Annotated in this window: 12 protein-coding genes; 4 read left to right on the top strand and 8 right to left on the bottom strand. The window is 73.3% G+C overall.

The window, feature by feature from the left end:
• The first annotated feature begins 281 nt into the window (after positions 1–281).
• The 4 genes from ACH45N_RS12595 to ACH45N_RS12580 all read left to right on the top strand — a co-directional run bounded on the left by ACH45N_RS12595 (position 282) and on the right by ACH45N_RS12580 (position 4,905).
• Positions 282–839, top strand: a complete 558-nt coding sequence (locus ACH45N_RS12595) for a DUF4203 domain-containing protein (RefSeq protein ID WP_397394252.1) — start codon at positions 282–284, stop codon at positions 837–839.
• Positions 840–929: 90 nt separating this feature from the next.
• On the top strand, positions 930–1,451 hold the full coding sequence (locus ACH45N_RS12590; protein WP_377228356.1) for a DUF1269 domain-containing protein: 522 nt from the start codon (positions 930–932) through the stop codon (positions 1,449–1,451).
• Positions 1,448–1,906: a hypothetical protein gene (locus tag ACH45N_RS12585; RefSeq protein WP_377233379.1), complete on the top strand. Its 459-nt coding sequence runs from the start codon at positions 1,448–1,450 to the stop codon at positions 1,904–1,906. Before ACH45N_RS12590 ends, ACH45N_RS12585 begins: the two co-directional genes overlap by 4 nt.
• 206 nt (positions 1,907–2,112) lie before the next feature.
• The gene (locus tag ACH45N_RS12580) at positions 2,113–4,905 is read left to right on the top strand and encodes a LuxR C-terminal-related transcriptional regulator (RefSeq protein ID WP_397394249.1); all 2,793 of its coding nucleotides are present in this window, start codon (positions 2,113–2,115) and stop codon (positions 4,903–4,905) included.
• A 39-nt stretch (positions 4,906–4,944) separates the two neighbouring features.
• On the opposite strand, the gene ACH45N_RS12575 is transcribed toward ACH45N_RS12580, so the two are convergent.
• The 8 genes from ACH45N_RS12575 to ACH45N_RS12540 all read right to left on the bottom strand — a co-directional run bounded on the left by ACH45N_RS12575 (position 4,945) and on the right by ACH45N_RS12540 (position 12,652).
• Complete coding sequence (locus tag ACH45N_RS12575) at positions 4,945–5,352, bottom strand: hypothetical protein (protein WP_397394247.1); 408 nt, start codon at positions 5,350–5,352, stop codon at positions 4,945–4,947.
• 46 nt (positions 5,353–5,398) lie between these two features.
• Positions 5,399–6,310, bottom strand: coding sequence for a haloacid dehalogenase-like hydrolase (locus ACH45N_RS12570; protein ID WP_397394245.1), 912 nt, complete (start codon positions 6,308–6,310; stop codon positions 5,399–5,401).
• On the bottom strand, positions 6,307–7,332 hold the full coding sequence (locus ACH45N_RS12565; RefSeq protein WP_397394243.1) for a formylglycine-generating enzyme family protein: 1,026 nt from the start codon (positions 7,330–7,332) through the stop codon (positions 6,307–6,309). The genes ACH45N_RS12570 and ACH45N_RS12565 overlap by 4 nt, the downstream gene beginning before the upstream one ends.
• Entirely contained in the window at positions 7,329–8,828 is a 1,500-nt protein-coding gene (locus ACH45N_RS12560) for an arylsulfatase (protein ID WP_397394241.1), read from the bottom strand. Before ACH45N_RS12560 ends, ACH45N_RS12565 begins: the two co-directional genes overlap by 4 nt.
• A 123-nt stretch (positions 8,829–8,951) precedes the next feature.
• A complete protein-coding gene (locus ACH45N_RS12555; protein ID WP_377233374.1) occupies positions 8,952–9,674 on the bottom strand; it encodes a ZIP family metal transporter in 723 nt (240 codons plus the stop codon).
• A 180-nt stretch (positions 9,675–9,854) separates the two neighbouring features.
• Complete coding sequence (locus ACH45N_RS12550; protein WP_397394239.1) at positions 9,855–11,138, bottom strand: ABC transporter permease; 1,284 nt, start codon at positions 11,136–11,138, stop codon at positions 9,855–9,857.
• The gene (locus tag ACH45N_RS12545; RefSeq protein ID WP_397394237.1) at positions 11,135–11,830 is read right to left on the bottom strand and encodes an ABC transporter ATP-binding protein; all 696 of its coding nucleotides are present in this window, start codon (positions 11,828–11,830) and stop codon (positions 11,135–11,137) included. Before ACH45N_RS12545 ends, ACH45N_RS12550 begins: the two co-directional genes overlap by 4 nt.
• Before the next feature lie 111 nt (positions 11,831–11,941).
• Positions 11,942–12,652, bottom strand: a complete 711-nt coding sequence (locus tag ACH45N_RS12540; RefSeq protein ID WP_397394235.1) for a GntR family transcriptional regulator — start codon at positions 12,650–12,652, stop codon at positions 11,942–11,944.
• Between the last annotated feature and the right edge of the window lie 142 nt (positions 12,653–12,794).

Raw genomic sequence — 12,794 nt, 5'->3', positions numbered from 1 at the left:
CCCGGCACCGGTGCCTCCTTCTCACCCGCGCCCGATCGGTGCGCGGCACCTTGACGCTACGAAGCCGGTCCGAGGACCGCCACCGGGGACCGACGGATTTCGCGAGCAGGAATCCCGTCACCGGCCGTCCGGGCCGCCCGGCACCGCCCCACCGGAAGGCCGCCGTCACCCGCCGGGCCGGCCGCGTCACCCGAACAGGGTGACCCGGCACGCGCCCGGCCGCCCGAGGCTGGGACCGTGCGCACCCACCGCCGTCGGCCGACCCGTCCCGGGGGCCCGTGATGTCCGCCCTCGTCGTCACCCTGGTCGGACTGGTCCTGCTGCTCGCCGGGTCGATCTCGGTGCGCCTCGCCGTCCTCGCCGCCGGGTTCGGCGTGTCGTGGATGCTCGCCGAGGCGATGGGCGCCGACACGGCCACGGCCCTGCTCGTGAGCGTCGCCGGCGCGGTGCTGGCGTTCCTGCTCACGCTCGTGGCGGCCCGGCTGTTGTTCTTCGTCTGCGGTCTGTGCGTCGGGGCGCTGGTCGGGGCCAGGCTCTTCGTGCTGGTGCAGGGCGGTACCGCCGACGTGCTGCTGGCCCTCATCGTGGTCCCGGCCGTGGCCCTGCTGTGCGCGTTCCTGGCCCGCCGGCTGGAGCGCCGGTTCCTGGTGTGGGGTACGGCGGTGGCCGGCGCGGCGCTGGTGCTGTCCGGCGTGGGCCGGCTCTGGACCGACGCGGGCGAGCTGTGGAAGCCGGAGAGCGGCGGCGCCGTCGTCCTCATGCTGGTGCTCTGGGTCGTGCTCGCCGTGATCGGCAGCCAGGTGCAGAAGCGCACCACGGCGCGCCCCGCCGACCGGTAGGAGGTTCACCGGGAACGGGTGATGCCCGGCCCCGGCGCGAGCGGTGGAGTGGCAGTGTCAGGCCACCCGCGCGAGCCCAAGGAGCCCTCGATGTCCCAGTCCACGCTCACCGCCTGGAAGTTCAAGACCGCCGACGGCGCGGACGAGGCGGCGAAGTCGATCCAGCGGCTCGCCAAGGAGCGGCTCGTCACGATCCACGACGCCGCGACCGTGCGGTGGGACACGGGGGCCAAGAAGCCCAGGACCCATCAGCTCTCGTCGCTGGCCGGGGCGGGGGCCCTCGGCGGCGCCTTCTGGGGGATGCTCTTCGGCCTCCTCTTCTTCGTCCCCCTGCTCGGCGCCGCCATCGGCGCCGCCACGGGCGCCCTGAGCGGCGCCCTCACGGACGTCGGGATCGACGACGGCTTCATCAACCGGGTCCGGGACAAGATCACGCCGGGGACGTCGGCGCTGTTCGTCCTGTCCTCGGACGCCGTCGTCGAGAAGATCCAGGACGCGTTCGCCGGGCAGGAGGCGCCCGAGCTCATCTTCACCAACCTCGACGCCGAGCAGGAGGCCGCGCTCCGCGAGGTCTTCGGCGACGAACGATCTACCGACGAGGAGAAATCATGACCAGCGCAGCATCCGGCTCCGAGCCGATCCCGGGGACCTACCCGAGCGGCCGTGTGAGCTCCACCGACTACGGGCAGACGAGCACCGTCGCCCTGACCACCTCCGCGTTCGCCGGGGTCATGCTCATCATGGTCTCCGTGTTCCAGATCCTGCAGGGGATCGCCGCGACCGCCGCGGGCACGGTGTACGTCACGGGCGCCGAGTACGTGTTCCAGCTCGACGTCTCGACCTGGGGCTGGATCCATATCGTCGTGGGGGCCATCGCGCTCGCCACCGGTATCGGCGTGCTCGCCGGGCAGACCTGGGCGTACGTGGCCGGTATCGTCCTGGCCGCCCTGTCGGCCCTGGCGAACTTTGCCTTCATCCCCTATTACCCCGTCTGGAGCCTGGTGATCATCGCCTTCGACGTGTTCGTGATCTGGGCATTGTCGACCCTTGTCGCACGGGGCGACTGAGCGCCTGCGCACGGGGTGAAACCACCCCGTGCGCAGGCATCGCCGAAGAAGGGCGCGCATGATTGCAGGTAAGCGTGTGACCGATTTCTGACCGGGCATACCGGAGGTGCGGGAAGGCGTGAATTCCTGGCCGGTGGGGTTCCCCCGTCACCGGCCGGCGGCCAGGGGGCGGCCGCCACTTCACCGTCGAGTGAGGAATCTGCGGAATGCGCGCCAACCCCAGCCCCGTCGTCCGCCACGGCGGAACCCGCGCACCCCGTGCGCCCCGCACGTCACGAGCCGGGTACCCGGCCGGCGCACCGGACCGGGCGGGCACGTCGCGCCGGCCGGCCGACGACGACCGCCTGCCCCGCCTCCCTCGCGTCTACGTGCCGCGGCTGCGCCTGTGGCAGCGGCTCGACGCCGCGACCGAGGGCGCCGTGACGCTGCTGGTCGCCCCGGCGGGCGCCGGGAAGACCCTCGGGGTGACCGGGTGGTTGCGGCACGCGGCCCCGGCACACGCCGAGCACGCCGTGTGGGCGCGCGCCGACGCCTCGTGGGACCCCGAGCGGATCGACGCCGCGCTCGACGGCCCGGGCGCGCCTGACGAGCACGCGTCCGGCGAGCGGGAGCCGGGCGAGCCGCCGCGTCTGGTCGTCATCGACGACGCCCACCTGCTGCCGCCGTCGGCCCTGCGCCGCGTCGACGAGCGGCTCAACAACGCGCCGGAGGGCATGCGGCTCCTGCTGCTCAGCCACTGGGTGCTGCCGCTGACCCGTCTCGTGCCCGAGCTGCTCGGCAACTTCACGCTGCTGCGGGGCGACCTGCTGCGGTTGAGCGACGCCGAGGGCGCGGAGCTCGTCGCCGCGCACGCCCGCACCGAGGACCGGCAGGTGATCGACGCCGTGGCCCGGCACGCCGACGGCTGGTGCGCCGCCGCCGTGCTGGCCGCCCGCGACCTGAGCGCGGCGCCCGACCCGGCGGCCGTGGCCCGCCACCTGGCGCACGACGTCACGCCGATGGCCACGCGCGTGGCGGGCGAGGTGTTCAGCACCCTGACCCCGCGGCAGCGGCACCTGCTGCTGTGCATCGCCGGCGACGGCGTGGTCACGGTGGCCGCGGCGGCCCACCTGTCCCACGACCAGCACGCGGGCGAGATCCTCGCCGAGCTGGAGGACACCGGCCTGCTGGTGATGCGCGCGGACCACGGGTGCGACCCGGGGCCGACCGAGGGCACGCCGGCCGAGGGCGGCTTCCGCGTCCACCCGCTCCTGGCGGACGTGGTCCAGCGGCAGCTCGCCGTGGGGGGCGTCGACGCCGCGCGCGCCCGCGCCACCGTGATCCGCGCGGTCAGGCTGGACATGGCGCGCGGCAACCTGACCCGGGCGTTCGCGCGGCTCGTGCGGGTCGGGGCGCCCACCGAGGCGGCCGACGTGCTGGCGCAGGACGGCGTGCGCATGGTGCTGAACCAGTGCGAGCAGGACGAGGTGGGCGAGTTCGTCCGGGCCCAGCCCGAGATCGTGGACCGGCGGCCGGACATCTGGTTCGCCATCGCCCTCGACTGCTGGGTCCGGGACGACCTGGAGGGGGTGCGGCACTGGGGCGACCGGCTGCTGGCCGCCCAGCGGCGCTGGTCGCCGTCCTGGCTGGCGGGCGGGCCGGAAGGCCTGGACGCCTCGATCGCCTGCGTACGGCTGTGGCGCGCGGGGCTCGGGCTCGAGCCGGCCTACGCCGCCGTCGGCCACGCGAAGCGCGTGGTGGTCGCCTCCCAGAGCCGGCCGGCCGTGCGCGAGGCCAACGCCGACGTGCTGCCCGTGCTGGCGGCCGAGCTGGGGGTGACGCAGAACTGGCTCGGCGAGCTGACCGAGGCCGAGACGAGCCTCACCCTCGCCGTCAGCCTGTCCCGCAGCCAGGGCCTCGCGCCGCTCGGGGTCCTCGCCCTGAGCCACCTCGCCTTCACCCAGTACATGCGCGGCCGCGAGAACGCGTGCGTCGAGCTGGCCGGCGAGGTGCTCGTCGCCGCCGACGCCCCGGGGGCGCGCACGCTCCCGTTCGTCGTCGCGCGCGCCCGGCTGGCCCGGCTGCTCGCGCGGCTGCTGGACGTGCCCTCGCCCACGGGGCCGGTCGAGGCGCAGGTCACCGGCGCCGACTGGCACGGCGCGGACCTGTGCACCCGCTTCTGGTTCCGCGTCTGGGACGCCCGCCAGGCCGTCCTGGCGGGCGAGGTGGTCGAGGCCCGGCGGATCCTCACCACCCCGCGCGAGAGCCAGCGCCTGACCGATGACCAGCTCCCGGAGCACCTGCGGGTCGCCCTGCTCATCGAGCAGGCGTTCGTGGCGGTTCTCGCGAGCGACCGCGAGGCGCTCAAGTCGCTGCACGGCACCCTCGACGCGCTCGGTGCCGTGGGCGAGGCGGCGCTCGTGCAGGGCCTGCGCGCCGACCGCGAGGGAGACCGCCGCGGCGCCGCGGTCGCGTTCGAGGCCGCCGCCGCAGACGCCGCCTACTCGCAGCCGCCCACCCGCGCGCTCGCACTCGCGTGCGAGGCCCAGCTCCTGGACGCGCTGGGCGACCCGTCAGGCTCGGAGGAGCGGCTGGCGGAGGCGATCTCCGTCACCGAGGCCCGCCGGAACGCCGCACCGTTCCTGGGCTGGACGCGCCAGGGCACGCCCGTCGCGACGCTGCTGCGCCGCCTGGTCGAACGGCCGGCCGGATCCTGGGCGCGGGAGCTCGCCGCCGCCGCGGCCGAACGGCCCGACGTGACGGTGCTCTATGCGTCGATGACCGCGACGCCCCGCGAGCTCGGGGAGGTGAGCAAGGCCCTCGTCCCGCCGGCCCTGAGCCCGCGCGAGCGGGAGGTGCTCAACGAGCTGGCCCGCGGCGCGACGTACGCCGACATCGCCGCCGCGCTGTTCGTCTCGGAGAACACCGTCAAGACCCACGTCTCGAGCCTGTACACCAAGCTCGCGGCGTCCCGCCGCAGCGAGGCGCTCAAGATCGCGCGGAGCTTCCACCTGCTGTGACGACGGCGCCGCGGGGACGTCGCCGCCGTCCGGCGTGCCTCAGCAGTCGAGCTCGGCCACCACGTCGTCCTTGGCGTCCTTGACGCCCTGCCACTCGTCGCGGAGCGTGTTGATCGCGCCCTCGACCGTGGCCTCGCCCGCGACGTCGTCGACCGCCTTCTGCAGACCGTCCCAGGCCTGGTCGAGCTCCTCGGAACGGTCCGCGACGACGTCGGACGTGGCGGACTCGAACTCCTGCCACGACTGGCTCAGGTCGTCCCGCGCGGCGCGGACGTCGTCGACCGTGGCGTCAGGCGTCAGCGTGGAGCGGAAGTCGTCCAGCGCCGCCGTGAGGTCGTCGGCCGCGCCGCACGCCTGCTCCGTGTTCTGCTCCGGGGTGTCGCCGCCGGAGCACGCTCCCGTCGCCAGGAGCACCAGCCCCACCAGGACTCCTGCTGTCCGTCTCATCTCCGTACCCTCCTGCCTGCGAGAACTCGGTCCGTCAAGACCGGGCTCACGGGAACACGACCGCCCAGTCGTCCTTCATGCTGACGGTCGTCCAGCCGAGGCGGTCGGCCGTCGCCGTGACGGGCTCCGTCGTCTCGAAGCTCTGGGCCTGGCTGGCGTAGGCGAACTCCCGCTCGGGGTCGTCGTGGTCCACCAGCAGGGACAGGTGCGGCCCGTCGGCGGCCGCGGCCCACTCCAGGAGCTCGTGGTCCCCGGCGGAGTTGCCGGCCGCGAGCACCGGCTGCCTGCCGAGCTGGGCCTGGATGTTCGTCACCTTGGCGGCGCCCTCGTTGACGTCGCCCAGCACCCGGGCGGTGCGCCGCAGCGCGGGCCGGCCGTTCGCGTCCTGCCCGAGCTCGTACGCGATCATCGTCCCGACCACCCGCTCGGGCGGCACGCCGTACAGCTCCTGGCTGACCGAGCGGACGAACTCGGTACCGCCGCCCGTCACGACGCCGACGGTGAAGTCCAGCGCCCGCAGGGCGTCGAGAAGCTCCAGCATCGGCCCGTACCGCACCGCGCTCAGCGGCCGGCCCAGGGTCGGGTGGGCGCCGGTGCGCAGGAACTCGCGCACCTCCCGGGTGAACGCGCGCGGGTCGAGCCCCTGGAAGAGGCCCGCAAGGGCGAGCGCCACGCGGGCCAGCCCGATCTCGCCGACGGCGGCGCTGTCGCCCGCGAGCACGGCGCGGAACTCGGCCTCCCCCGCGAGCGACGGGTCCGCCTCGACCCGGCGACGCAGCGCGTCGACGTAGAACTCGTACTGCACGTAGGTGGGCCGCTCGCACCACAGCGTGCCGTCGTTGTCGAAGTAGGCGACGCGGTCCTCGGGCGGGATCGTGACGGCGTCGTCGAGGAACCCGAGCACGGCGTCGCGGGTGCGCCCGGGGCGCCAGGACGGAAGGCGGCCGGCCTCGTTCATCGGGGGCCTCCGGGCGGTCGGACGGCGTCGGGCAGCGCGCGGACGCACCGGAAGCCGATGTGGCTCATCCCGGTGTCGACCGCCTGTGGCCGGCGGGCGGCGGGCCGGTAGCGCCGGCAGTAGGTGTCGGCGCAGAGGAAGGACCCGCCCTTGACGACCTTGCGCGGCACGGCGAACTGCGGTTGGCGGGCGTCGCGGCTGGTGTCGGCGTCGCCGCCCCGGGGGTTGACGGGCGCACAGCAGTCGTGGGCGGCCGCGGCGGGGTGCCGGTCGGTCCACCAGTCCGCCGTCCACTCCCAGACGTTCCCCGCCATGTCGAACAGGCCGTACCCGTTGGGCGGGAACGAGCCGACCGGGGCGGTGCGCGTCCAGCCGGACCCGCCCGTGGACCGCCACGGGAAGTCGGGGCCGTCCCACGTGTTCGCCAGGACCCGCCCACCGGGCCGGGCCTCGTCGCCCCAGGTGAAGGCGGCGCCGTCGAGCCCGCCGCGGGCGGCGTACTCCCACTGGGCCTCCGTGGGCAGGCTCGCCCCGGCCCAGGCCGCGTAGGCGGCGGCGTCCTCGTGCGCGACCTGGACGACGGGGTGGTCGCCGCGATCGTCGATGCCCGAGCCGGGCCCCTCCGGCCGGCGCCACGACGCCCCGGGGACCCAGGCCCACCACTGGCTGAGGTGGCGCAGGTCCACCGGGCCGGGCGTCGGGGTGAACACCATGGACCCGGGCGCGAGGTTCTCGGGCGGGGCGCCCGGGTAGAGGGCGGCGTCCAGCGGCCGCTCGGCCACCGTCAGGTAGCCCGTGGCCGCGACGAAGGCGTCGAACCGTTCGTTCGTCACGGCGTACCGGTCGATCAGGAACCCGTCGACGCGCACGGAGTGGGCCGGCGCCTCCTCGGGGTAGTGGTCGTCGGAGCCCATCCGGAACAGCCCGCCGTCCAGCCGGACGGCATCCAGCCGGACGTCATCCGGCCCGACGGCGGGCGCGGCGCCGCCGGCGGCGCGTCGGTGGTCGGTGTACGCCGTCATGCGCTCGGCGCCCCCGACCTCAGCTTGGCGAGGACCTGGTCGACGCTGAACGACGCCGGCTTCTGGCGGGCGGGGAACTCGGCCAGCGTCGACGCCATCCTGGCCACGTAGGCCTGGGCGGGCACCGCCAGGTAGATGTGGTCCAGCATCCAGTCGTAATAGGTGTTGGACGTGATGTCCGCTCGTTCGAACGGGTCGGTCCGCAGGTTGAAGATCTTCGGGGCCCGGAGCTCGACGTAGGGCTCCAGCCAGATGTCGAGGGTGCCGGCCGCGCGCTGCTCCAGGAACACCATCTTCCAGTTGTCGAAGCGCAGGGCGGTCAGGTCGCCGTCGTCGGACACGTAGAAGAAGTGCTCGCGGGCGGACTTCTCGCTCTCCCCGGTCAGATAGGCGAGCTGGTCGTGCCCGTCGAGGTGCACCTTGTAGCGCGTGCCGCCGAGGTCGGTGCCCTCCCGGAGCCGGTCCGCGATGACGGGTTCCCCCGCCGCGGCCAGCAGCGTGACGAACCAGTCGGCGTGGCTGAAGAGTCCGTTGAGCACCGTGCCCGGCGGGATGTGGCCCGGCCAGCGCACCATCGCCGGCACGCGGTAGGCGCCCTCCCAGTTGGAGTTCTTCTCGTTGCGGAACGGCGTCATCCCGGCGTCCGGCCAGCTGTTCATGTGCGGGCCGTTGTCCGTGGAGTAGATGACGATGGTGTTGTCGGCGATGCCGAGCGCGTCGAGCTCGCCCAGCAGGCTGCCCACCAGGTCGTCGTGGTCGAGCATCGTGTCGTGGTACTCGGACTGCCACCGCCCGGCCCGGCCCTTGCTCTCGGGCTTGCCGTGGGTGCGGAAGTGCATGTGGGTCGAGTTGAACCACACGAAGAACGGCTGGTCGACGGCCGCCTTGTCGCGCATGAAGCCGAGCGCGGCGTCGCGGAACTCCTCGTCGACCGTCTCCATGCGCTTGCGGGTCAGGGGGCCGGTGTCCTCGATGCGCTGGGTGCCGTCGCCGTTCGCCCAGCAGTGGAGCACACCGCGCGGGCCGAACCGCTCGCGGAAGTCGGGGAAGTCCTCCGGCCGCGGGTAGTCGCGCTGCTCCGGCTCCTCCTCGGCGTTGAGGTGGTACAGGTTGCCGAAGAACTCGTCGAAGCCGTGCGCGGTCGGCAGGTGCTCGTCCCGGTCGCCGAGATGGTTCTTGCCGAACTGCCCCGTCGCGTACCCCCGGTCCTTGAGCGCGGTCGCGATCGTGGGATCCTCGGCCTGCAGCCCGAGCGCCGCGCCCGGCATGCCCACCTTCGTGAGCCCCGTGCGGTACGGGTTCTGCCCGGTGATGAACGCGGCCCGGCCGGCGGTGCAGCTCTGCTCGCCGTAGTAGTCGGTGAACCGTGCGCCCTCGTCCGCGATGCGGTCGATGTTCTGGGTGCGGTACCCCATCACGCCGTCGGAGTAGGCGCTGATATTGGTGATCCCGATGTCGTCGCCCCAGATCACGAGGATGTTCGGTGTGTCGGCCACGCTGCCTCCTACGACTCGGCGGCCCAGGCCGCGGTCTGCTCGGGTGCCCCCATGCTCGCCGCGGCGTCCCCGCACGGACTCCCCCAGAACGGGTGAGCCGCACCCTGGCCGGGGCCCGCGCCGTCAGATCGCGGACATCATCAGGGAGACGGCGAAACCGATCGCCACCAGGGAACCGGTCGCCACTCCCTCGACCTTGTACGACTCGGGCAGGAGCGTGTTCGAGACCATCGCGAGCAGCGCGCCCGCCGCGAACCCCTGGGCGGCCGCCCCCGTGCGCCCGGTGGCCGGGTCGAGCAGCAGGAAGCCGAGCGCGGCGCTCACCGCCGAGACCAGCACGACGACGGACCACATCCACAGCACCCGCGACCGCGCCCAGCCCGTGGCGCGCAGCCCGCTGGAGGACGACAGGCCCTCCGGGAAGTTGCTCAGGACGATGCCCGCCAGCAGGGCGACGCTGACGTCCCCCTGGAGCACCGTCAGGCCCAGCACGAACGACTCCGGGACGCCGTCGAGCACGGAGCCGAAGACGATGGCGAGCGGGTTCCCGTCCGCCTGGGCCCCGTCGGCGTCCTTGCGCCCGCCGCCGCCCTTGCGCCCCAGCCACCAGTCCCCGACGGTGAACGTGGCGGCGCCCAGCAGCGTGAGCAGCCCCACGAGGCCGACCGACGCGGTCTTGACCGCCTCGTCGACCAGCTCGAAGGAGACCGACCCGATGAGCAGCCCGGCGCCGAGCGCCATGACGACGGCGATGAACCGGCGGCTCGGCGCCCCGGCGTAGGCCACCAGGGCGCCGACGACCAGCGCCGCCGCGCCGACCGCGCCCCACAGCGCGGCTACGAGCATCGGGGCGCCGTCACGTGCACCGGACCGCGCCGGTCAGGTCGCTGCCGTCGTCTGACAGGTTCATGCACTGAAAAGTAGCCGGACGCCTGCCCCGCCGCTCGGCGAAGCCCGCCGCCCGCCCGTGTCAGACGTACAGGTCACGGAAGGGACCTGTACGTCTGACACGGCACGGGGGTGGGGTCACTCGTAACGCAGCGAGGAGATCGGGTCCTGCCGCGCGGCCCGCAGGGCGGGCAGCGTGCCGGCGAGGAACGCGATGGCCATGACCCCCAGCACCACGACGGCGACCGTCACCGGGTCGAAGGCGATGAGCGTGAGCCCCGGGAGGTTCGCCAGGAGGTCCCCGGAGATCCCGCCCACGAGCTGCCCGACGCCGACCGCCGCGAGCACGCCCAGGGCGCTGCCGACCAGGCCGATGACCACCGCCTCGATGCTGAACAGGGCGAAGACGCGCGGGCTGGACAGCCCCATCGCCTTCATGAGCCCCACCTCGCGGGTGCGCTCCTGGACCGCCATGAAGAGGGTGTTGACGATGCCGATCGCGGCCGCGACCAGCGCGATCACCGCGAACCCGTTGAGCACGAGCACGATGGCGTCGATCACGGAGGTGATCGTGCCGAGCTGGTCCTCCAGGGTGCTGGCCGTGTAGCCGGCGTCCGCCAGCCGGTCCTGGAGGGCCTGGGTCGCCTCGTCGCCCGCCGCGGCGTCGAACGAGACGGACGCCTGCGCGTACCGCGTGGTCTGCGCCTCCGGCGCCCCCGTGGTCTGCAGGTCGTAGAGCGTCCCGGCGAGCGTGTCGTTGGGGATCGCGCCGGCCATGCTGATGACGCCCGGCTCGGCGATGCCCACGACCTCCGCCTCGGTGGTCACCTGCGTGCCCGTGCCGTCGGTGACGGCCAGCACGACGGTCTGCCCGACGGCGTCGGCCGCGCTGCCCAGGCCCAGCGGGTCCAGGTAGCTCTCGGGCAGCACGACCTGCGGGTCGGCGGCGTCGAGGTCGACCTGGGCGCCGGACGCGAGCTCGACCTTCATCCCCGGCACGAACTGGGAGATCGAGAGCTGGAGCTTGTCGCCGCCGTCGTGCTGGACGTAGTCGGTCGTCACGTTCTTGACCGGCTCGACCGACAGCACGCCGTCGACGTCCGCGATCGTGTCGATGTCGTCGTCGGTCAGGGCGGTCGCCGTCGCCCCGGGAGGACCCTCGACGGCGATCTGGTCGGGGTCGTACTCGGCGGGGCCGCCGTCGGCCGGGGCGTCCTCGTTCGTCGCGGTGACGGTCATGACGTCGTCGACGCCCACCGACGCCACCGTGTCGTCGATGTACCGGTTGATGCCGGTGCCCAGGCCGTTGGTCACCGACAGCGTGAACGCGCCGATGAAGATGGCCAGCACGGTCAGGCTGGTCCGCAGCCGGGACCGGAACGCGTTCCGGAACGCCGTGGTGACGACGTCGAGCGCCCTCATGCCGCCACCCCCGCGGGAGCGGCGACCAGGCCGTCGCGGACATGGATGCTCCGGTCGCAGCGCGCGGCGAGCTCCTCGTCGTGCGTGACGACCACCAGGTTGATGCCCTGGCGCCGGTTCAGGTCGAAGAGGATGTCCTCCACGACGGCACCCGTGGCCGTGTCCAGGTTGCCGGTCGGCTCGTCGGCGAAGATCACGCGCGGCTCGTTGATCAGCGCCCGGGCGATGACCACGCGCTGCTTCTGCCCGCCGGACAGGTCGTTGGCCTTGTTTCCCGCCTTGTCGTCGAGCTCGAGCTGGGCCAGCGCCGCCAGGCCGCGGGCGGTGCGCTCGCGGCGCGGCACCCCGGCGATCTTCAGCGGCAGCGTCACGTTGTCCAGCACGCTGGCCTGGGCGTTGAGGAAGAACTGCTGGAAGACGAACCCGAAGGCGCTGTTGCGGGTGTGGTTGAGCTGCCGCGCGGACAGCCGCGACGTGTCGTTACCGTCCAGCGTGATGGTGCCGGAGGTGGGCCGGTCGAGCAGGGCGAGCAGGTGCATCAGGGTCGACTTGCCCGAGCCGCTCTTGCCGACGATCGCCAGGGACTCGCCCGGGGCGATGTCCAGGTCGAGGCCCTTGAGCGCCTCGAAGGCGCCGGGGCCGGACCCGTAGGTCTTGCGCAGGTCATGGACGGAAATCAATGGGGAGGCCACGTCGGCCGCCTCTCTCGTGGTGCCGGAGATGTTGACGTGACCGACTCTCGTCCACGGCGGGCGCGCGCGAATCGTCCCAGCGATGACTCCTGTGTACCCCCCTGGTACTGTTTACTCCCAGACGGCGATGCTGCGGCGCACGGGCACGGTCCCGTCGTCCGCGGCGAACAGCTCGGGCGAGCGCTGCCGGGTCTTCTCGATGTCGTCGAAGACGGCGCGCAGGTGGGCCCGCAGGCTGTCGCGGGCGCTGGAGATGTCCCCGGCGACCACGGCGTCGAGGATGGCATGGTGCTCGTCCACGAACCGGCCGACGCCGTTGGTCTCGTGCAGGCCGAGGCGTCGCGCGCGGTCCAGGTGCCCCTTGGCCGCCACCACCGTCGACCAGGCCCGGCCGTGCCCGCTCAGGCGCAGCAGGCCGTGGTGGAACGCCTCGTCGAGCGCGAAGAACTTCTCGATGTCGAGCCCGGGCTCGCGCTGCTGCTCCAGGTTGGCCCGGAGCTCCGCGAGCAGGTCGGGGTCGAGGGTCTCCGGGATGTCGTCGAACGCGGCCAGCTCGACCGCCTCGCGGAGGAACTGCGCGTCGGCGACACGCTCGGCGTCGACCCGGGACACGAAGGACCCGACCTTGGGGAAGACCCGGACCAGCCCCTCCTCGCCGAGCAGGATCAGGGACTCGCGCACCGGCGTGCGGCTCACGCCGAGGGACGCGGCCAGCTCGTTCTCCGACAGGGAGGCCCCCGGGGCGAGCTCCAGCGTGAGCACCTTGCGCCGCAGCGTCTCGTAGACGACGCTCCGGTTCGATCGGGTCGAGGCTTGCCCCATGCCCGGAGTCTAGACGAGACGACGCCCGGTCCCGCGCCCCGGACGGTTGACACGGACTTGTGGACGCTGCTTACATACAAGGCCTGCCACACATCGGCCGTCGCGGCCGTTCGGACAACGACGTCAGTCAGAGAAGTCAAGG

This window comes from Promicromonospora sp. NPDC019610, assembly GCF_044389365.1.
Lineage (GTDB): Bacteria > Actinomycetota > Actinomycetes > Actinomycetales > Cellulomonadaceae > Promicromonospora.
This window is presented reverse-complemented; position numbering and strand designations above follow the sequence as displayed.